The organism is Kluyvera sp. CRP (genome assembly GCF_019930565.1).
Taxonomy (GTDB): Bacteria; Pseudomonadota; Gammaproteobacteria; order Enterobacterales; family Enterobacteriaceae; genus Kluyvera; species Kluyvera georgiana_A.
Genome location: NZ_CP082841.1, coordinates 4,424,570 through 4,444,332 on the forward strand (window position 1 = coordinate 4,424,570; position 19,763 = coordinate 4,444,332).

Below are 19,763 nucleotides of genomic sequence, written 5' to 3' on the forward strand. Positions count from 1 at the left end.
AACAGTTCGCCCTGACCGTTATGGCCATCAATTTTGGTGTCGTGATTTGCCGGATGCGCCGCGCTTATCCGGCCAGCCGGGCGCTACACGCGCCCGTAACGATCCTGGAAACGCACCACGTCGTCCTCTTCCAGATAGGCGCCAGATCGCACCTCAATCAGGTCGAGCGGGATTTTCCCCGGGTTTTCCAGGCAGTGGGTGACGCCAAGGGGGATATAGATAGATTCGTTCTCACCCAGCAGCGTAATCTGGTCATTGAGAGTGACTTTGGCGGTGCCCGCCACCACAATCCAGTGTTCCGCTCGGTGGTGATGCATCTGCAGCGACAGCCCTTCCCCCGGCTTCACGGTGATGCGCTTAACCTGATAGCGATCGCCGGAATCAATCGAGTCATACTTGCCCCACGGGCGGTAGACTTCCCGGTGGATGTGGTGTTCGTGGCGGCCGTCGGCCTTAATCTTCTCGACCACCTTTTTCACGTCCTGCACCGCGTTGCGATCGGCGATAAGCACCGCGTCTTTGGTTTGCACCACCACCAGGTCCTTTACCCCGACGGTCGTCACCAGGCCAGACTCTGCATAGACATAGCTGTTTTCGGTTTTATGGCTGATAACATCGCCATGGTGCACATTGCCTTCCGGCGTGTGGTTGCTTATCTCCCACAGCGATGACCAGGAGCCAACGTCGCTCCAGCCCGCGTCCATCGGCACCACTACCGCATCCGCGGTCTGCTCCATCACCGCATAATCGATAGATTCGTCCGGGCAGCTCAGGAACGCCGCTTCATCGACGCGGATAAAATCGAGATCCGGGTCGGTGACGTCCATCGCTTTTTCGCAGGCGCGAAGAATATCCGGGCGATACTTGCCCAGCTCTTCCAGATAGCGCCCGGCGCGGAACAGGAACATGCCGCTGTTCCAGTAATATTCACCGCTGGCGACATAGGCCTGTGCGGTATCGAGATTGGGTTTTTCGACAAACTGGGCGACGTCGAAGGCCAGCGTGTCGTCTGTACCCGGCGTGACATCACCACGGCGAATATAGCCGTAGCCGGTTTCCGGCACGTTCGGCACGATACCGAAGGTCACCAGCTTGCCATTTTCAGCATACGGCGTGGCATGACGAACCGCCGCGCGGAAGGCCTCTTCGTCCTGAATCACATGGTCCGCCGCCAGCACCAGCATCAGCGGGTCGCAGTCCGGTTCGCGACGCTTAGCCGCCAGCGCCGCCAGGGCGATGGCTGGCGCCGTGTTGCGCCCTGCTGGTTCCAGAATAATGTTTTCGGTCAGCTTGTTGAGCTGACGCAGCTGTTCCGCCACGATAAAGCGGTGTTGCTCATTGCAGATCACCACCGGGCTGGCGCACTTCACGCCGTCCAGCCGGTTCACCGTGGCCTGCAGCATGGTCATGTCCCCTTTCAGGCACAGGAACTGTTTGGGGTACAGCACTCGGGACAGCGGCCACAGTCGGCTACCCGAGCCACCGGCCATCACGACCGGGAAAAGCGTAGTTTGACTCATCGTTTAACCCCGAATATCAGCAATAAATTGGTTGAGAACGTGTTCTTTATCGAGCGAACGTTCGGCCCAGGCGCGGGCGACCGCATTTCGCTTCGGCATCTTCAGCGCCTGCTCAATCCCGTCGACCAGCGACGGAACCGATTCAGGCGTCACGCACACCGCAATGCCCGGATTGTCCAGACATAGCTGGCCCAGCTCGGTCTGCGGTTCAGCGGTAATCACCGCGTTGCCGCCCACCGCCAGAATATTGGTCAGCTTGGAAGGCAACACCGCATCCGCGGCGCCGCGCTTCTGAATCACCAGATGGCAGTCGCCAATCGCCAGCAGCGCGGGTAAATCTTCGTACGACTGCAGCGGCAGGAACTTGACGTTATCCAGCCCACGTTCGGCGACCATTTTTTCCAGCCGCGCTTTACCGCCGCCCTGACCGACAATGGCAAACAGCCACGGCTGTTCACGGAGCTGTTCGGCGGCAGTAATCACGCTCTCCAGCCCCTGTTTCTCACCGATATTGCCGGAGTAGAGAATAATTTTGCGTTCATCCGGCAGGCCAAGACGCTGACGCAGCGCCATCACCAGCGTTTCCGGTACCTCGCGAAAACGGGAAACTTCCGACCAGTTGGGGAAGAAAATCACCTTATCCGGCGCAACGCCCTTCTCACAGGCTTTGTTCATCATCGAGCGCGAGATGGTCGATACGTTGTCGACGTTGTGCAGCCCGCTACGCTCAAAGGCGCTGGCAAGTTTTGCCACCTTGCCGGCGCGACCGTTACCGGCCATGCCCAGCCCGAGCATGGCGTCGACTTCATAATCCTGAATATGCAGCAGCGTCCGCGCGCCGGAGAGCTTCGCCAGCAGGCGCATACCGGGGGTGCAGAACAGCGTCGGCACCACGCCGATAATGCGATCCGGCTTCCAGCGGCGTTGGGCCATCAGCGGGAAGAAACTGCTGAACGCAAAGCTACCGAGATGGATCAAACGCTTCAGCGTCGACGGCTGCTTTGGCACGTACAGCGGGCAGCGCCAGACGGTGGCATCGCCGTTTTCCCGGCGGTAGCGCCAGCTTGAGTATTTCGCGCCAACCTGCCATTCCGGGTAGTACGGCGGCGCGGTAATCACCCGCACCTCGTGACCCTGCTGCACCATCCACTCGACCATTTCGCCGGTGTATTTGCCGATGCCGGTGAGTTCGGGCGAATAGTTGATGCCATACACCAGAATCTTCATAGGCCCGGCACCTCGGCCAATTTGTCGACCCGGAAATAGGCGCGGCTGTTTTCATGAACGTTGTCCGACGCCAGTAACGCAGGCGGTGTCAGCCAACGGTACTCATTATGCTGATCGTCCGGCAGCGTTAAGGTTCCGGCGTCCACCTGCAGACGGAAACCAAGCACAATGTAATGGGTCGAAAAATCCGTGCCGGAGAAGTTGTCGTCATAGAAATGCTGCCAGACGCCGTAAAAGCGGCCTGCCGTCATCGGCAGGCTCAGCCCCAGTTCGGCCTCGGTCAGGCGGGCAAACGCCTGTTCCAGCGTTTCATCTTTCTGTACCCGACCACCCGGCACAAACCAGTACCCCTGCGCCGGACGATTGTTGCGCTTGCCCAGCAAAAACTCGCCCTGCGCGTTCTCGACGATCAAATCGATGGAGATCAGCGGCGTAGACTGCACCACGGTGGCAAACGCTTCCTGGCTCAGAAACATGCGTTACCCCCGGAAGTGGCGCTGGTTTTCCAGAAACCACTGGTAAGTGCTGGCAAGACCAGCCTCCAGCGAGATTTCGTGGTACCAGCCCAGTTGATGCAGGCGAGAAACGTCGAGCAGCTTGCGCGGCGTGCCGTCGGGTTTGGTGGCATCAAACACCACCCGCCCTTTAAAGCCCACCACTTTCGCCATCGTCTGCGCCAGCTCACGAATGGTGCAGTCAACGCCGGTGCCAACGTTAATATGCGACAGCATGGGCTGCGTGCTTTCGAGCCAGACGCCGCGATCCAGCTCCATCACATGGATACTGGCTGCCGCCATATCGTCCACATGCAGGAACTCGCGCATCGGCGTGCCGCTCCCCCACACCACCACGTCCGCGGCGTTTTGCTGTACCGCTTCATGGAAGCGGCGCATCAGCGCCGGAATAACGTGCGAATTGCTCGGGTGGAAGTTATCGTTCGGCCCGTACAGGTTGGTCGGCATCACCGAGCGATAGTCGCGATTATGCTGGCGGTTGTAGGACTCGCACAGCTTGATACCGGCAATTTTCGCAATCGCGTACGGTTCGTTAGTCGCTTCCAGCGTGCCCTGCAGCAGCTCGCTTTCGTGCATTGGCTGGTTAGCCATTTTCGGATAGATGCACGATGAACCGAGAAACAGCAGCTTATTCACGTTGTGCGTATGCGCCGCGTGAATAATGTTGCTTTCAATCATCATGTTCTCGTAGATGAAATCCGCCGGGAAGGTGTTGTTGGCCACAATGCCGCCCACCTTTGCCGCCGCCAGATACACCTGATCAATATTTTCAGCGGCGAAGAAGTCGTTCACTTCGCGGCTATCCAGCAGGTTGAGCTCATCGCGGCTGCGAACCACCAGATCCACGTCGCCGCGTTGTGCAAGCTGGCGGACGATGGCCGAGCCCACCATTCCCCGGTGGCCCGCCACAAAAATACGTTGTCTGGTCATACTTAAGACTCCAGCGCGATCGCCACTTCATAACCGTGGGATTTCAGCAGGGAATGTTTCTTCGCTGCTTCCAGGTCTTTGGCGACCATTTCAGAGACCATCTCCTGCAGGGTGGTTTCCGGTTTCCAGCCCAGTTTCTCATGCGCTTTGGTCGGGTCGCCGAGCAGGGTTTCAACTTCTGCCGGACGGAAGTAGCGCGGATCCACGGCCACCATCACATCGCCCGGTTTCACGCCCGGCGCATCGTGACCGGTGACGGAAACGACAATCCCCTTTTCTTCCACGCCTTTACCTTCAAAGCGCAGTTTGATACCCAGCTGTGCCGCCGCCATTTCGACGAACTGGCGAACCGAATACTGCACGCCGGTGGCGATAACGAAATCTTCCGGATGGTCCTGTTGCAGCATCATCCACTGCATTTTCACGTAGTCTTTGGCGTGGCCCCAGTCGCGCAGGGAATCCATGTTGCCGAGGTACAGGCACTTCTCCAGACCCTGAGCGATATTAGCGATGGCGCGGGTGATTTTACGCGTCACAAAGGTTTCGCCGCGGCGCGGAGACTCGTGGTTGAACAGGATGCCGTTACAGGCGTACATGCCGTAAGATTCACGGTAGTTAACGGTGATCCAGTAGGCATACAGTTTGGCGACCGCATACGGCGAGCGCGGATAGAACGGCGTGGTCTCTTTTTGTGGAATTTCCTGCACCAGGCCGTACAGTTCCGAAGTGGAAGCCTGATAGAAACGCGTTTTCTTCTCCAGCCCCAGGAAGCGGATGGCTTCCAGCAGACGCAGCGTGCCCATCGCATCCACGTCGGCGGTATATTCCGGCGACTCAAACGACACGGCAACGTGGCTCATCGCGCCCAGGTTATACACTTCATCCGGCTGCACTTCCTGCAGAATGCGCGTCAGGTTGGAGCTGTCGGTCAAATCACCGTAGTGCAGGTGAAACTTCGGGTTGCTGCTGTGCGGATCCTGATAGATGTGATCGACACGTTCGGTGTTAAAGGAAGAAGCACGGCGTTTAATCCCGTGAACTTCATAGCCTTTTTCCAGCAGCAGTTCTGCCAGATAAGAACCGTCCTGCCCCGTTACGCCGGTAATAAGTGCGACTTTTGACATTCTATTTTCCTCAAATTGTCCCGTTTAGGGAGTCACTTTCTCTACGCGCTCACGCGTAACCACTGCGGGATTGCCACGGCAAATCATATTTGCCGGTAGCGATTTAAAAACGCTGCTGCGGGCACCCACTATGGTGCCCTCGCCAATCGTGACGCCGGGGGCAACAAAAACATCTGTCGCCAGCCAGCATTTCTCACCAACCACAATCGGCGCAGCGTTAATATCGAAATGCGCGCTCTGATAATCGTGGCTGCCGGTGCACAAATAGCATTTCTGCGAAACCACCGAATTTGCCCCAAGGGTTATTTCACCCAAGGTATATAACACTGCGTCATCGCCCACCCAGGCATAATCTCCAATGGTTAATTTCCATGGGTAAGTGATTTTTACCGACGGGCGAATGACTACGTTTTTTCCTATTTTTGCGCCAAACAGACGTAATAAAAATGCGCGCCAGCGATACAATATCTGCGGAGACCAGGCAAATAATGTGGCCTGAACCGCCCACCATATTTGTACTTTTATGCCCCCGGCACCACGAAAACCTTTTGGTACCGAAAAGCCCGATAATTCCTGCATTTGGTATCCTTATGCATTGTGATATAAGGCTTTTGCTTTCCCCGTTGTGCGCAGACGTAATAAATAAGATAATTCTGCAAGCAGGCCCGGCATACGTAATATTTCACGCTGCACTTTTTTTGCATCCTGGCACAACTGCAGATTATTGGTGGTGGACACACCGCCCATCGAAAATTCCGACACCAAGCCTTTAATACGTTTAAAGGCATATCCCGACTTATACATCCGCGCCGCCAGCGCATAATCAGAAGAGACACGATACTGCACATCATAAGGATGATTTTTCAGCCCACGCAGCGGGAAGAAAATAGCCTGATGGCTAGCCGGTAGACTGTGATAAATATACCAACCCTGCTTAGCGCTACGGCGAATCTGGGTGCCGTCGCCAAAGTCCAGCATCGCATCGCCAAGGTACATGGCATCGTCGCTTTTACCGCGCAGCTGGCGGACGAACTGCGACACATCCGGATGAAAGCTGTCGCCGGAATTCAGAAACAGCACAAACTTGCCCTGCGCCATGCGGATGCCTTTGTTCATCGCATCGTAAAGCCCTTTATCCGGTTCGCTGACGTAGCGTAAGTGGTACTGGCCGTTGCGTTTTTCGAGAAACTCTGCGGTGCCATCGTTAGAACCGCCATCCACCACAATCCACTCGAAAGTGAGGCTGGGGTCGTTTGCCAGATGGGCCAGAGAACGCCAGGTTTTCACCACGCCATCAACGTTACGAAACGCGACGGTAACCACGCTTAACAACATGCTTCACCTCATCTGCTGTCAGCAATATTCAGCGCTTTACGCAGAATAAAAGGACAAACAATTAAAAATGCATATTCCGGACTAAATATCGAACCGGTAAAAAATAATGATATCGGCGTGAAAAGATACAGCTGCACGGCGAAATTACGATTATTCCCAAAAGCGTTAATGAACATTTTAAATACGTAGTACAGATACCCAGCCGTTAATATCACAGCGAACCACGAAAAATAAATCATTAACAGATACAGACCATTGTCTATGGTTTTACCGACATCCGCACCGTTAAATATTCCGAATGATGCAACATATTCGTAAAGAGAACCAAAACGTACGACCCCATCAATGCTGGTTAATGAATAACCGACCATCACCAACGGACCAATTATACGGTAATACGATGACGATCCTTCCGTTCCTAAATCACCAATACGCTCGGCAATATAGGGAAATGCAAACACCAGACCGATAAAAAATGCGCCTAATGAGATAATCGCCAACGGTAACTTTTTCTTGATCGCTTCTTTGTTCAGGTACTGGAAAGCCCACTCCAGCAGATAGAACAGGATAAATGTCATAACCCCAGAAAACGATCCAGAAAGAATTATCCCTGCCAGAATCATAGCATCAGACTTCGGGGTTTTGATACCAAACTGTTTGATGCAAAGCCAAATTGAGATTAATGCCAGAGCAAAAAATGCCGGTTCGAAATATAACGCAGTGGTTCGCTTTCCACCGAATTTGATAAAATTCAGCACATAGCTATTACTGTAAATAAGATATTTCGAAATCGTCGCTATCAAACTGCTGCCGCCGGTGAGAATAATCTGCGCCATCTCCAGCGCCGCCAGCGCCACCACCAGGGTAATCACCACATAGAAAAAACGCAGGATCTTACGGTGGTTATGCGGCGAAATGGTTTTGAAGCGAATGCTCCAGACCATGCCGATAATGATCACGATATAGACAAACAGCATCGTCGAGGTGACGTATTTGCTGGGGTCCAGCGATTGTCCAAACAGATAGTTGAACAGCGTCAATCCCACGCCCAGCCCGAGGGCAATCATCAGTTTTTTCAGATTAATGCGTTCAACAAACAACAGCAGCAACAGCGGAAGGAACGTCACAATGGTAATGGGGAAGCTCTCCCCCAGCTGCGCCAGCTTCACGTTAACCAACAGGTAGATTAACGGCAGCAGCAGATAGCTACAGACTCTGATAGAACGAGACATATTCCTCCAGCATCTGTTGTCCGCTGTAAGCTTTGCGGCTACGCGCGCTAAAGTTCTCCAGCGTGGTGCCAAAAATCTGCTCGGCGATCTCCGCTTTCGGTTGCTGTACCAGGGTGAGAACCTCGGCCTCATCCACAGTATGGCCGCCGGATTTTGCCAGCACCTCTTTTGCCGCCTCGCTATGGGTAGCAATGACCGGCACGCCAATCGATAACGCTTCGCACAGAATCAGCGGGTAATTATCTACCCGCGAGCTAAACAGCAGCGCGTCAAGCGGGTTCAGTTCGCTCATCAGTTGGCGTTTATCGGTCAGAAAACCGTGGTTCACCACGTTGCTGCCCTCAAACGGCGAGAACTTACCGAAGGTATGGACCTCGACCTTATCGCCCAGCGCGATAATATCGCGCACCAGCTGCTGGTTGGTTTTCCCGTCATAGCGCAGGTCGTGTGCCACCACCGCGATTTTAGGCCGCGAGGAGAAGCGTTTTACCGGCGTCAGCTCGGCAAGAATCGCTTCAGTGGCGACGTCGATTCCGTTATTGATAATCTGGCAGCGCCCTGCGCCGTAGAGGCTGTTAAAGGCCTCGGCAACATGCTGACTGGGTGAAATAAAACGGCAGCCGAGCGCCAGCATCTGGCGGAAAAGTTGACGTTTTTCATCGACCAGCGCATGTGCGCGATCGACCTTCACCGGCGGGTAGTTACTCAACGTTGGGCACTTCTGACAGCCGCTTTTCCAGCCTTCGCAGCCGTCAAGAAAGGCGCAGCGCCCGGTCACGCTCCAGTGATCGTGCAGCGTCCAGATAAACGTCGCATCGCTTTTATGCGCCTTCACCCGCTCGCAGAAGCTCACCACATCCGCCAGATTCAGCCAGTAGCTGTGCATAACGTGAAAATGCAGTACCACCGGGCCGTCAGTACGGGTGACCTGGCGATACAGGTTATTGAGGTTGCCAAACACATCGCGGTTAAACAGGCGGAACAGCGCCAGGTTCGCCATCGAGGTTAACCGTCCGGTCTGCTTCAGCACCTGCGGATAACGGTCATGGCTGACGCTCTTCTTACCGCCTTTGCCATAGCCGTAGACAAATTTTGACGACAGACCCTGACGGAGTGCGCGCTGATGCAGATCCAGCGCCACGCCCGCCGCGCCGCCTTCGGCCAGACGGACGTTAAATTGCAGAATATTCATTTGATTACCTTCACTCGCGCTTTTTCGCCCACCACCAGCGCATGGTCCGGAACGTCGTCCAGCACCACGCTGCCCGCGCCAATGGTCACGTGGTTACCGATGGTAATGCCGCCGATAATCACCACGTTGGCCCCCAGCTCAACGCCATCCCCAATCCTTGGGCACGCCAGACTCTCCGGGCCGCGATTGCCGATAGTGATGCCGTGACGAATCGTGAAATCGTCTCCCGCCACCACGTTTTTATTGATCACCACGGCATAGCCGTGGTGGATGGTGAAGCGTCGGCCAATGGTCGCCGCCGCCTGGATTTCATAGCCGAAGAAACATTCGGTGATGATGCGGTACAGCACCAGCACCGGCGCCGCCCACAGGTTGTTCAGCACATTTTTCTTGCGCCACACCGAGCAAAAATGAGCCACACGGTAGGCGATCACCATGCAGCAAGGGCGCAGGCTCCAGCTGTTGGCACGTAAATCTTCCAGTAGCATCATTTACTCCGCAGTCCATCGACCCAGCGTTTGCCGTTGCGCACCGACAGCAGCGTCAGAAACGTCTTCCAGGTCATGCGCTTATTACGAATTTGATAGAGCGTGAACAGCTGATACTTCTTACTCGCCCGATCAAACTTCTCTTTGTGCTTGCGGTAGAAACTGAAGTAGCCGGAAAATTTTTTGGGTGACGAGGTGATCTGCATTTCACCGTGGTTGATGTGCAGAATCTGCGTAGCGGCTTCAATCTTCCACGGCTCGCCGTAGGCCACCACCATGCGCAGGAAGATATCGTAGTCCTGCGCCGCCTTCAGTTCGGTATCAAACAGGCTTTCTTTAAAACGCCACGCCCAGCTAAACACCTGATTGCCAATGATGTTGCGCTTATAGAACAGCTGACGGGAGAACGGCGATTTCGGGTACAACGGCAGGCTGGCAGGCTGCGAGTACACCTCCCCTTCGCAAACGTAGTCATCGGCGTACAAAAAGGCGTGGTCCATCAATTGCTGTTTATGTTCGAGAAACAGCGAAAGGCGGTTGGATGTCCACTCATCGTCATCATCAATACCGGTGATAAACTGCCCTTTGGCCTGCAGAATGGCCTGATTGCGTACCGCGCATGCTCCGGAGTTAAAATCGTTGCGCGTGTACTGTACGCGGCGATCGTTGAGTTCGATGACAAACTGCTGAAGCTGCTCGTAGCTGCTGGAGCAGTCATCGACGATAATCATTTCCCAGTGAGGATAGTCCTGACGCAGTACCGATTTGATGGCGCGAATGGCCAGCTGCTGTCGGTTCCAGGTCGGCATATAAATGGAGATCAACGGGTTGTCTGTTGTCATGGTATATCCCCGAATAAGCGTTTGAGCGGTTGTTCCCCTCACCCTAACCCTCTCCCCAGAGGGGAGAGGGGACCGTTCGGTTTTCTCCCTCGCCCCTTTGGGGAGAGGGCCGGGGTGAGGGGGATGTTATTATTTCGAATCCGACTGATACTCGTACTCGTAGTACCCGTAATCCTGATATCCCGTCGCGCGGCGGAAGATCGAGTTGAGGATCACCCCTTTCACCGCAATGCCATTCTGCTCAAAGCGGCTCAGGCTGGTTTCTACTTCCTTCAGGGTGTTAACCGCATAGCGCGTGACCATCAAGGTGGTGCCCGCATGGCGACCGACGATAGCGGCATCGGTAACCGCGAGGATCGGCGGCGTATCGATCAGCACCAGGTCATAGTTCGCTGAACCCCACTTCAGCAGCTCGCTAAAGCGCTCGGCCATCAACAGCTCCGACGGATTTGGCGGGATCTGCCCTCGCGGGATCAGGTCAAAGTTCGCGACCGACGTCCGTTTCGCGCTGCTTTCAAACGTCGCTTTCCCCACCAGCACCTCGGACAGGCCGTTATCATTGGTGGTGCCGAGCAGTTCGTGGGAGTAGCCTTTACGCATATCGCAGTCGATCATCAGTACGCGCTTATGGGTCTGGCTGATCACCGCCGCCAGGTTGGCGCAGACGAAGGTTTTACCGATAGACGGGCTAACCCCGGTCATCATCAGCACGTTGTTCGGCGCCTGCATCATGGCGAAGTGCAGGCTGGTGCGCAGGCTGCGAATGGCTTCGATCGCCAGGTCGGTCGGGTTACCCACCGCCAGCAGCTGGCTTTGCTTATAGCGCTTCACACCGTTGACGCTCTTCACGCTATCGCGCGATTTTTGCCACTCGGAGAGCGGAATGCTGGCATAAACATTGATGCCATGCTCTTCGAGCACCTGCGGGCTTTCGATACCGCGGTTAAACAGCGAGCGCAGCAGCACGCCGACGATCGACAACATCAGGCCAAGAATAATGCTGCCCAGCACGATCAACGCTTTCTTCGGCTTCACCACCCCTGGCTGAGTAATTGCCGGGTCGACAATCCGCACGTCGCCGACGGTGCTCGCCCGGGTGATTTTCAGCTCCTGCTGTTTATTCAGCAGTTGCATATAAACCTGTTGACCAGACTCCACGTCGCGGGTCAGGCGTACAATCTCCTGCTGGGTTTTCGGCATCGCCGTCACGCGTTTGCTCAGCTTGGCCTTCTCTTCTTCCAGCGCCCGGCGTTTTTCCAGCAACGTGCGATAGGCCGGGTGGATGCGGGTATACAGCTTGGAGATTTCCGCTTCGCGGAACGTCAGCTCGTTCAGCTGCGCGTCGATGTTCACCATCGAATCGAGCACCGATTTCGCTTCCAGCGGCAGGTCTACGGAGTCTTGCTGCTGACGGTAGGTATTCAGTTTGTTTTCAGCCACGTCCAACTGGCTGCGCACCTGTGGCAGCTGCACTTCAAGGAACTCGAGGCTTTTCGCGGCTTCTTCCGATTTGCGCGCCACGTTCTGCGCCACGTAGTTGTTGGCGATACTGTTGAGGATGTCGCGGATCTGATCTTTGTCTTCACCCACCATCGTGAGCGTCAGCACGCCGGACTCTTTACCATCCTCGGTGACGCTCAGGCTATTTTGCAGGTTATTGATCATCCCCAATGTTGAATATTTGGTGACGGTAAAACTCGCGCCATCGTGGGCGGCGATCCCGGTAACCAGCAGCGAAACGCCGCCTTTATTCAGCGTCTCCCCTACCTTCCCTTCTGCGCTAAAGCCGTCGTCGTTGCTCAGGCGATAACGCGTTGGGTTGATAACCTCCAGCGTAAAGGTGCTGTCGGCCATCGAGGCCGGGCGATTAAAGGCGCTGACCTTCACCGTCTCATTCTGGCGGCCCATCAGCCGTTCCCAGCCCGCCCCCAGAATCGGAAAGGTGTTTTTGCTCACGGCAATATCCAGCCCCAGATCCTCAACGGTTTTCCCGAGCACCATTCGCGAGGTGATCATCTGTATTTCCGCCTCGGAGGCCGGCGGCTTGCTGGTGAGCGCGTTGCTGATATCCTGCACCAGCGCGCTGCCCTGATTTTGCTCAATGCGCACCAGTGCGTCGGCGCTGTAAATCGGCGTGGCGAACAGCGCGTAGACAATCGCCAGCGCGGCAAACAGGGCGGTAATGCCGATGACCCACCATTTGGCTTCCACCACGGTGCCCACCAGGCGACCAATGTCGATCTCATCGTTGCCCGAGACCGATGGGCTTATCTGTTTTACTTTATCTGTCATGGTTATCCCTGCTGTGCTTTCAGTGCCTGCGCCCACTGGCTGGCAGACCTGTCGAGTAACTGGTACACCGCTTCAAATGCTTCCCGGCTTTTGCGATACGGATCGGGAATCTCGCGTTCGTTATCCCAATGACCAAACAGCATGACCTTGCCGCGCATCTCCGGCGCCATTTCATGCAGGGTGGCGACATGACGTTTTTCCATCGCCAGAATCAGATCGTACTCACGACACATACGGCCAGAGATCTGTCGCGCGCAGTGCCCTTCCAGCGAAATCGCGTGCTCGGCGGCAACGCTCGCGGCGCGTTCATCCGCCGCTTTACCCACTAATGCTCCCAGCCCCGCCGATTCGACGGTCAATGACGGCAGATGGCTGCGTAGCAGCCGTTCCGCCGTGGGGGAACGACAGATGTTCCCCACGCAAACCACAAGAATTTTGTTAAACATGACGGTTACCAGGTATGAATGTCTTTCGCCGAATCGGTCATGTAGCGAACGCCACTGATGGTCGGCAACAGTTGGTTGATCAGACGGTTCCAGCGAGCAACCGGTGCGGTGGTGACGTAAACCACGTCATACGGCTGGAGAATAAAGTTGGTTGCCATGACCAGTGAGGTCGCATCGGACATATCCAACTGATAGATGTTGGCCATCTTGCCGTTGTTGCCCGCTTTGGTTGGACGAATCACGAAGATACCGCTGGCATTGGAGGTCGTCAGGTCGATGCCTTCCGCCTGGCCGAGCGCTTCGGTCAGCGTCATGCCGCTGAAGTCCATTTTGAGCGTGCTCTGTTTTTTCACTTCGCCCATCACGAAGACCTTGAGATCATCGTTACGCGGTACGAAGAGGATATCGCCCGGATAGAGCAAACGGTTCTGGCTCAGATCGCCGTTTTGCATCAACGCCTGCACTGAAATGCGCTGTTCTTTGCCATCGTGAGTCAGCACCACGTTGCGCCAGTCGGCCAGTTCGCTCAGGCCACCCGCCGCGTTGATCGCGTCCAGTACCGTCAGCGGCACGTTGGTGATAGCCTGCTGGCCGGATTTGTTCACCTGCCCGGAGACATACACTTTTTGCGAACGGAAGGCGGCAACGTTCACGTCGACCTGCGGGTCGGTGATGTAGGCGGCAAGACGCTGGGTAATGGTCTGGCGAATTTCCGCCAGCGTGCGCCCTTTCACCTGCACTTTGCCAATATAGGGATAGAAAATGGTGCCGTCCGGCTGGACCCAGTTACCGGTATCGCTGGAGCTACGGTACTGCCCCGCCGGGGTGGTTAACTCCGGGTGATCCCACACCGTGACGTTCAGCACGTCGCCTGAACCGACGCGATACTGGTAATTGCTTAACTCCTGATCCAGCGACATGTTCGGTTGCGCGACGTTGGGACGTGGGCGTAATTGTTCAATCAGTCGCGGGGTCAGCGGATAAACATTCACCATCCGGCCAATGTCATAATCAGCATCCTGCTGCTTAATCACATCTTTTCCATAGGTAGACATATTGCTGCCTGGAAGTATGGTGCAACCACTCATCAAGCTTACCGACACCAATAATGGCATCAATTTTAGTTTGGATTTCATCATTGATTATTTATCACTTTGGCAGAAAATTATCCTGTGCGAATTATATTAATCCGTACGATTTGATTACCTGTAAACTCACCATGCATTTATTTGCCGATGAATATAACTGGCATATATCCTAAAAAAGTTGGGATTCATCCGCAGGCTATTGACAGAATAATTCAGGCTTTACGTCACGCCTTCAGGCATGCTACCGCCCTTGGCTTTCAGCTACCAATTCACCTAAAAATCATGTTGTTATAGGAAACCCACCCATTCATAAAAAGAATAGAGAATATTCCTGGATATATAATTGCAGGGATAACATCCCCTGCATGACTATTTTATGACGCACATAAATGGCTATTCCATTCAGTACCGGGAGAATTGTTGCAGTTAAGCGAATAGCAGGCAAGGTAACTGCCGCTTAAAAAATATTTTTAAGAATAATATTAAGATTAATTAATCGAGTATTTTTAGGAATTTCTTTATATTGACAGATTACAGAGTGAGTTTCTCACCATCAAATATTTCACGGGAATATTATCCCCTATTTTCACAATATCCTTAGATTTTGTCATGATAAATCACAGGCAGACGTTGCATTTTGCCGCGGCTTTATCCATGATCAATTTGTCTTGTAACATAAGGTTTTAACCAACGTATGGAATGGATTGCCGATCCCTCTATTTGGGCGGGACTCGTGACGCTGGTCGTCATTGAGCTGGTTCTCGGAATTGATAATCTGGTGTTTATCGCCATCCTGGCGGAAAAGCTGCCGCCAACCCAGCGCGACCGCGCGCGCGTCACCGGGCTTATTCTGGCCATGCTGATGCGCCTTCTGCTGCTGGCCTCTATTTCGTGGCTGGTCACGCTCACCCAGCCTTTATTCAGCATCCGTGATTTCACCTTCAGCGCCCGCGACCTCATTATGCTGGTCGGCGGCTTCTTCCTGCTCTTTAAAGCCACGGTAGAGCTCAACGAGCGGCTGGAAGGGAAAGACAGCGATAACCCTACCCAGCGGCGCGGCGCGCGCTTCTGGGGCGTAGTGGCACAGATTGTGGTGCTGGATGCCGTTTTCTCGCTCGACTCGGTGATTACTGCCGTCGGCATGGTCGACCATCTGGCGGTGATGATGGCGGCGGTGATTATTGCCATCAGCCTGATGCTGCTGGCCAGTAAAGCGCTCACCCGCTTTGTGAACAGCCACCCGACCATTGTTATCCTGTGTCTGAGCTTCCTGTTGATGATTGGCTTTAGCCTGGTAGCGGAAGGCTTTGGCCTCGTCATTCCTAAAGGTTATCTGTACGCGGCTATCGGTTTCTCGGTAATGATCGAGTTCTTAAACCAGCTGGCCATCTTCAACCGTCGTCGCTTCCTCACCGCTAACCAGTCGCTGCGTAGCCGCACGACGGAGGCGGTTATGCGCCTGCTGAGCGGCAAGAAAGAGGATGCCGAGCTGGATGTCGGTACTGCCTCGCTGCTGGTGGACCAGGACGATCAGCAAATCTTCGACCCGCAGGAACGGCGGATGATTGAGCGTGTGCTCAACCTTAACCAGCGGACGGTCAGCAGTATCATGACTTCACGTCACGATATCGAGCACATCGACCTCAGCGCGCCGGAAAGCGAAATTCGCGCGCTGCTGGAGAAAAACCAGCATACCCGGCTGGTGGTAACCGGCGGCGATGACGAAGAAGATCTGCTCGGCGTGGTGCACGTCATCGATCTGTTGCAGCAGTCGCTGCGCGGTGAGCCGCTGGATCTGCGCGTACTGATCCGCCAGCCGCTGGTCTTCCCGGAGGCTCTGCCGCTGCTGTCAGCGCTGGAACAGTTCCGTAACGCGCGAACCCACTTTGCCTTCGTGGTGGATGAGTTTGGTTCGGTCGAGGGGATTGTGACGTTAAGCGACGTGACCGAGACCATTGCCGGTAACCTGCCAAACGAGGCTGAAGAGATTGATGCGCGCCACGACATCCAGAAAAATGCCGACGGCAGCTGGACGGCAAATGGTCACATGCCGCTGGAAGACCTGGTGCAGTACGTTCCGCTGCCGCTGGATGAAAAGCGCGAGTACCACACCATTGCCGGGTTGCTCATGGAACACCTGCAGCGTATTCCCACAGCCGGTGAAGAGGTGCAGATTGGCCCGTGGACGCTGAAAACCTTACAGGTCGAGAGCCACAGGGTACAGAAAGTGCAGATTATCCCGCCGCAGCAGGAAGAGTGGGATTACGAAGTGTAGTATTTTCCCGGCGGCGCCATGCCGCCGGGCTTAGGGATGTTACTGCTTATCGAGGAGCTGCTTCACGTCTTTACCGGACTGGGTGTTCTTATTGCGTTCCGCCCAGTCATTTAACCGACGCTTCGCCTCGTTCTGTAGCTGACGGCGCAGTATCTGGTCTACCTGCAAACTGTAGTTCAGCGCTTCCCATTTACCGTAAACGCGAAGCGGAATAGCCGTAGACTTCAGAATATCCACCAGCTTGCCCTGCCCCTGCCAACCATCAGTAACCTGAATACCGAACTGCAGATCGCCTTCCTCTTTCATCAGATCGAGAGTGCCTTTGCCGGTCATCTGCATCAGCGAGGATTTCCCTTTCATGTTACTGAGCGCCAGAATGCCGCGATCGAGGTCAACATCGGTCGTCAGTTCATCCAGCCGTGTGGCGCTGTCATAGTTCTCCTGCGCCTGCACGTCGGTACTACGCTCAACCGCCTGCTGAACCAACTGCTGGAAGTTCAGCCCTTCGGTACGGGTGTCTCTTAGTTCAAGATTTGCCTGCCCCTGCCAGTCGCGGCGGAAGTGGTTGGCATCAATCACCGAACCCGAAAAATCACCGGCCAGCGACAGTTTGCCCGTCATGTTGATGGGATAGTTGAAGGCCTTCAACAGGCTGCCAATCTCGATGTTGTCGAGCTTAGGCTGAAATTCGGCCTGCGGAGTCCCACTGCGTGCATCCAGCGTGCCCGGCAGCGACAGTTGACCACCGGCCAATGAACCTTCCAGCTGAGAGATATGCAGCAGCCCACGCTGGTTATCGGCCTGCAGGGTCACATGGGTAAACGGCAGCCCGCGCCAGACGATCTGGTTCGCGGTCATCGCAAGCGAACCATCGAAGCTTTTCAGGCCGCTATAAGGCGGTAAATTAACACCGTTGGCTATCACCGGACGCGGTTTGTTCGGCGCCGACTGCGCCTGCTGCGCGCCACCGCTGAGGAGGATATCCGAGCGCACCAGCAAGTTATCGAGGTTGAGCTTGTCGGACTGGAGGTTCAGCGACCACACCGGCTTATCGCCCAGCACCACGCTGCCTTTACCGGTCAGCGTACTGTCGTTGGCCATCAGATTGAGCGCGTTAAAGCTGAGCGTCTTCGCGTCCTCCTGCCAGCTAACGTTCACGCTACCGTTACCGTTAATGCCCTGGGCCGGAAGATCGGCGCCCTGAAGCTGCCAGCTGATTTGCGACAGCTGCGCATCCAGACTCTGCGGGTAGTTGCCCGCCTGAACGGCGGCGGAGAAACGAAGGGATAAGTCGCGCTGATCGCGGTTCATGCGGCCTGAGAAATCGACGGTGGCCTGATGCCCGGCATCCTGCTGCATCTGCAGATGAATATCGCGGACCGTCATCTGCTCATCGCTTTCATGCTGGAATACCAGCACGCTGTCAATGACCTGCAGCCCGGCAATATCGAATGACCAGCCGCGATCGCCAGACTCCTGAGGCAGCGAGGTTCCTTTTGGCGCCACCGGTGCTCGCTGGTCACGAATCGCCTCGGTTTCCGGCGTCAATTGTACCACCGCGCCTTTGAGCATCACCTGCTCAACCTGCAGCTGATGTGACAGCAACGGCAGCAGCGCCACGTCGAGACGCATATTGTCCGCCCGCACCAGCGGCGCGCTGGCGCCGGGCGCGGTTAAGGTCATGCGTCCGGACAAAATGCTTAGCCGCGGCCAGACGTGCCAGCGCAGGGAACCGTCCAGCTCCAGCTGGTATCCGCTGCGCTCAGCCACCTGCTTGATCATATAGCTGCGGAAATCGTTAGGATTGACCAGCAGCACCAACGATGACAGGCCGGCAACCAGTACCACCAGCAGAATCATCAGTGTCGTCAATATTCTTCTCATGGCACCCTCATCCGCTTTGCGATGGGTCAGTCTTTATCAATACGACTGGCAACCGCGCCCTGCTGATCGCGGTATTTGGCATCTTCACGACGGTTGTATGGACGCGCCGCCGGGCCCGACAGAGGTTCGAAGCTCAGTGCACCGATCAGCATCCCCGGACGCAGCGCCAGCGGCAGCTTACCGGAGTTGTAGAATTCCAACACGATGCAACCCGACCAACCCGGATCGATACGGTGCGCGGTGACGTGCACCATCAGCCCCAGACGCGCCAGCGAGGAACGACCGTCCAACCAGCCGACCAGATCCGCGGGCAGCGTGACCGATTCCAGCGTCACCGCCAGCGCCAGTTCGCCCGGATGCAGATAGAAGGCGTCGCCTTCCGCGAGCACAATCTCTTCGCTCATCACACGATCCAGCGCCGCGCTGACTTCCGCTTTCGGCCCGCTTAAATCAATGTAGGCGGCAGTGTGGCCGCTGAAGGTGCGAAACTTGTTGCCTAAACGCACGTCAACGGTGGCACCATTGATACGCTCAATCGGCGGACGCGGGTTAATCGACAGTCGCCCTTCGTCCAGCCAGGCTTCTATATCACGGTCACACAGACGCATATCACTCTCCTTTTGTACGACGGCCCTCTTCCGTCACGGTTGAGGGCGTTTATTGCACGTTACACAATTCGTGTGAGTTATTCAAAAAACTGGCTAATTTTCGCTTTCAGAATATCGATAGCGATGCGGTTTTTGCCCCCACGCGGCACGATGATGTCGGCGTACTGCTTGGACGGCTCGATAAACTGCAGGAACATCGGACGCACCGTTTTCTGGTATTGAGCCATCACGGAGTCCATGGAGCGACCACGCTCGTTAACGTCACGCTTGATGCGGCGCATCAGGCAGATGTCCAGCGGCGTATCGACAAAGATAGAGAAGTTCATCTCTTCGCGCAGACGCGCGTCGGTCAGCAGCAGGATCCCTTCAAGGATGATCACTTTCTTCGGTTCAATATGAATCGTTTCCTGCATGCGGGTGTGTTCGACATAGCTATAAACCGGCAGTTCAATTGGGTTGCCGCGCTTCAGCGTTTGCAGATGCTGGAACAGCAGGCTGTGGTCCATCGCGTTCGGGTGGTCATAGTTAGTTTTAACCCGATCTTCCATCGACAGATGACTTTGGTCTTTGTAATAGCTATCTTCAGGAATGACACCGATGTGCTCATCGCCCACCTGTTCGCGCAGTTCGCGATACAGCGTACTAGCAATAAGACTTTTACCTGAAGCCGATGCGCCGGCGATGCCTACAATGACGCACTGATGAGACTTATCAGTCATAAATTTTGCGACCCGATTAACCTGGATGTTAGGAAGGACGGCACGA

The 19,763-nt window shown here is 55.2% G+C and carries 18 protein-coding genes; 1 reads left to right on the forward strand and 17 read right to left on the reverse strand.

What is annotated here, in order from left to right; translation table 11 throughout:
• Positions 1 to 83 precede the first annotated feature (83 nt).
• The 14 genes from cpsB to K7B04_RS21155 form a co-directional block, all read right to left on the reverse strand.
• A complete protein-coding gene (cpsB, locus tag K7B04_RS21090; protein ID WP_001575923.1) occupies positions 84 to 1,520 on the reverse strand; it encodes a mannose-1-phosphate guanyltransferase in 1,437 nt (478 codons plus the stop codon).
• A gap of 3 nt (positions 1,521 to 1,523) precedes the next feature.
• A complete protein-coding gene (gene wcaI, locus K7B04_RS21095; protein ID WP_223802956.1) occupies positions 1,524 to 2,747 on the reverse strand; it encodes a colanic acid biosynthesis fucosyltransferase WcaI in 1,224 nt (407 codons plus the stop codon).
• Complete coding sequence (locus K7B04_RS21100; RefSeq protein ID WP_115205314.1) at positions 2,744 to 3,223, reverse strand: GDP-mannose mannosyl hydrolase; 480 nt, start codon at positions 3,221 to 3,223, stop codon at positions 2,744 to 2,746. The genes wcaI and K7B04_RS21100 overlap by 4 nt, the downstream gene beginning before the upstream one ends.
• A 3-nt stretch (positions 3,224 to 3,226) precedes the next feature.
• Positions 3,227 to 4,192: a GDP-L-fucose synthase gene (locus K7B04_RS21105; RefSeq protein WP_223802957.1), complete on the reverse strand. Its 966-nt coding sequence runs from the start codon at positions 4,190 to 4,192 to the stop codon at positions 3,227 to 3,229.
• 2 nt (positions 4,193 to 4,194) lie between these two features.
• The gene (gmd, locus tag K7B04_RS21110) at positions 4,195 to 5,316 is read right to left on the reverse strand and encodes a GDP-mannose 4,6-dehydratase (RefSeq protein ID WP_032281169.1); all 1,122 of its coding nucleotides are present in this window, start codon (positions 5,314 to 5,316) and stop codon (positions 4,195 to 4,197) included.
• Positions 5,317 to 5,340: 24 nt separating this feature from the next.
• Positions 5,341 to 5,895, reverse strand: a complete 555-nt coding sequence (gene wcaF, locus K7B04_RS21115; protein WP_032281170.1) for a colanic acid biosynthesis acetyltransferase WcaF — start codon at positions 5,893 to 5,895, stop codon at positions 5,341 to 5,343.
• Between the two features lie 9 nt (positions 5,896 to 5,904).
• Positions 5,905 to 6,651 carry a colanic acid biosynthesis glycosyltransferase WcaE gene (gene wcaE, locus K7B04_RS21120; RefSeq protein WP_223802958.1) on the reverse strand — a complete coding sequence of 249 codons (747 nt, stop codon included), beginning with the start codon at positions 6,649 to 6,651 and terminating at the stop codon, positions 5,905 to 5,907.
• 8 nt (positions 6,652 to 6,659) lie between these two features.
• Positions 6,660 to 7,883 carry a colanic acid polymerase WcaD gene (gene wcaD / locus K7B04_RS21125; protein ID WP_065357439.1) on the reverse strand — a complete coding sequence of 408 codons (1,224 nt, stop codon included), beginning with the start codon at positions 7,881 to 7,883 and terminating at the stop codon, positions 6,660 to 6,662.
• Positions 7,858 to 9,075, reverse strand: a complete 1,218-nt coding sequence (gene wcaC / locus K7B04_RS21130) for a colanic acid biosynthesis glycosyltransferase WcaC (RefSeq protein WP_223802959.1) — start codon at positions 9,073 to 9,075, stop codon at positions 7,858 to 7,860. The genes wcaD and wcaC overlap by 26 nt, the downstream gene beginning before the upstream one ends.
• Positions 9,072 to 9,563, reverse strand: coding sequence for a colanic acid biosynthesis acetyltransferase WcaB (gene wcaB, locus K7B04_RS21135; RefSeq protein WP_167577260.1), 492 nt, complete (start codon positions 9,561 to 9,563; stop codon positions 9,072 to 9,074). The genes wcaC and wcaB overlap by 4 nt, the downstream gene beginning before the upstream one ends.
• Positions 9,563 to 10,405, reverse strand: coding sequence for a colanic acid biosynthesis glycosyltransferase WcaA (gene wcaA / locus K7B04_RS21140; RefSeq protein ID WP_001575937.1), 843 nt, complete (start codon positions 10,403 to 10,405; stop codon positions 9,563 to 9,565). Before wcaA ends, wcaB begins: the two co-directional genes overlap by 1 nt.
• 129 nt (positions 10,406 to 10,534) lie before the next feature.
• Complete coding sequence (gene wzc, locus K7B04_RS21145; RefSeq protein ID WP_223802960.1) at positions 10,535 to 12,697, reverse strand: tyrosine-protein kinase Wzc; 2,163 nt, start codon at positions 12,695 to 12,697, stop codon at positions 10,535 to 10,537.
• A 2-nt stretch (positions 12,698 to 12,699) separates the two neighbouring features.
• Positions 12,700 to 13,143, reverse strand: a complete 444-nt coding sequence (gene wzb / locus K7B04_RS21150; RefSeq protein ID WP_032281177.1) for a low molecular weight protein-tyrosine-phosphatase Wzb — start codon at positions 13,141 to 13,143, stop codon at positions 12,700 to 12,702.
• Between the two features lie 5 nt (positions 13,144 to 13,148).
• The gene (locus K7B04_RS21155) at positions 13,149 to 14,282 is read right to left on the reverse strand and encodes a polysaccharide export protein (RefSeq protein ID WP_024193904.1); all 1,134 of its coding nucleotides are present in this window, start codon (positions 14,280 to 14,282) and stop codon (positions 13,149 to 13,151) included.
• 643 nt (positions 14,283 to 14,925) lie between these two features.
• Between K7B04_RS21155 and K7B04_RS21160 the strand changes: the two genes are divergently transcribed.
• Positions 14,926 to 16,506: a TerC family protein gene (locus tag K7B04_RS21160; protein WP_163449143.1), complete on the forward strand. Its 1,581-nt coding sequence runs from the start codon at positions 14,926 to 14,928 to the stop codon at positions 16,504 to 16,506.
• A gap of 39 nt (positions 16,507 to 16,545) precedes the next feature.
• On the opposite strand, the gene asmA is transcribed toward K7B04_RS21160, so the two are convergent.
• The 3 genes from asmA to udk all read right to left on the reverse strand — a co-directional run bounded on the left by asmA (position 16,546) and on the right by udk (position 19,717).
• Positions 16,546 to 18,390 (reverse strand): outer membrane assembly protein AsmA, encoded by a 1,845-nt coding sequence (gene asmA, locus K7B04_RS21165; RefSeq protein WP_223802961.1) that lies wholly within the window; start codon positions 18,388 to 18,390, stop codon positions 16,546 to 16,548.
• A gap of 26 nt (positions 18,391 to 18,416) precedes the next feature.
• A complete protein-coding gene (gene dcd, locus K7B04_RS21170; RefSeq protein WP_032281180.1) occupies positions 18,417 to 18,998 on the reverse strand; it encodes a dCTP deaminase in 582 nt (193 codons plus the stop codon).
• 77 nt (positions 18,999 to 19,075) lie between these two features.
• The gene (gene udk, locus K7B04_RS21175) at positions 19,076 to 19,717 is read right to left on the reverse strand and encodes a uridine kinase (protein ID WP_001575945.1); all 642 of its coding nucleotides are present in this window, start codon (positions 19,715 to 19,717) and stop codon (positions 19,076 to 19,078) included.
• Positions 19,718 to 19,763 lie beyond the last annotated feature (46 nt).

Bases quoted from the DNA above. Each gene is read 5' to 3' on its own strand.
- wcaI (WP_223802956.1), bottom strand. From the start codon at position 2,747: ATGAAGATTCTGGTGTATGGCATCAACTATTCGCCCGAACTCACCGGC.
- wcaF (WP_032281170.1), bottom strand. From the start codon at position 5,895: ATGCAGGAATTATCGGGCTTTTCGGTACCAAAAGGTTTTCGTGGTGCC.
- wzc (WP_223802960.1), bottom strand. From the start codon at position 12,697: ATGACAGATAAAGTAAAACAGATAAGCCCATCGGTCTCGGGCAACGAT.
- wcaB (WP_167577260.1), bottom strand. From the start codon at position 9,563: ATGCTACTGGAAGATTTACGTGCCAACAGCTGGAGCCTGCGCCCTTGC.
- K7B04_RS21100 (WP_115205314.1), bottom strand. From the start codon at position 3,223: ATGTTTCTGAGCCAGGAAGCGTTTGCCACCGTGGTGCAGTCTACGCCG.
- wcaC (WP_223802959.1), bottom strand. From the start codon at position 9,075: ATGAATATTCTGCAATTTAACGTCCGTCTGGCCGAAGGCGGCGCGGCG.
- wcaE (WP_223802958.1), bottom strand. From the start codon at position 6,651: ATGTTGTTAAGCGTGGTTACCGTCGCGTTTCGTAACGTTGATGGCGTG.
- K7B04_RS21155 (WP_024193904.1), bottom strand. From the start codon at position 14,282: ATGATGAAATCCAAACTAAAATTGATGCCATTATTGGTGTCGGTAAGC.
- asmA (WP_223802961.1), bottom strand. From the start codon at position 18,390: ATGAGAAGAATATTGACGACACTGATGATTCTGCTGGTGGTACTGGTT.
- cpsB (WP_001575923.1), bottom strand. From the start codon at position 1,520: ATGAGTCAAACTACGCTTTTCCCGGTCGTGATGGCCGGTGGCTCGGGT.
- udk (WP_001575945.1), bottom strand. From the start codon at position 19,717: ATGACTGATAAGTCTCATCAGTGCGTCATTGTAGGCATCGCCGGCGCA.
- dcd (WP_032281180.1), bottom strand. From the start codon at position 18,998: ATGCGTCTGTGTGACCGTGATATAGAAGCCTGGCTGGACGAAGGGCGA.
- wcaA (WP_001575937.1), bottom strand. From the start codon at position 10,405: ATGACAACAGACAACCCGTTGATCTCCATTTATATGCCGACCTGGAAC.
- wcaD (WP_065357439.1), bottom strand. From the start codon at position 7,883: ATGTCTCGTTCTATCAGAGTCTGTAGCTATCTGCTGCTGCCGTTAATC.
- gmd (WP_032281169.1), bottom strand. From the start codon at position 5,316: ATGTCAAAAGTCGCACTTATTACCGGCGTAACGGGGCAGGACGGTTCT.
- K7B04_RS21160 (WP_163449143.1), top strand. From the start codon at position 14,926: ATGGAATGGATTGCCGATCCCTCTATTTGGGCGGGACTCGTGACGCTG.
- wzb (WP_032281177.1), bottom strand. From the start codon at position 13,143: ATGTTTAACAAAATTCTTGTGGTTTGCGTGGGGAACATCTGTCGTTCC.
- K7B04_RS21105 (WP_223802957.1), bottom strand. From the start codon at position 4,192: ATGACCAGACAACGTATTTTTGTGGCGGGCCACCGGGGAATGGTGGGC.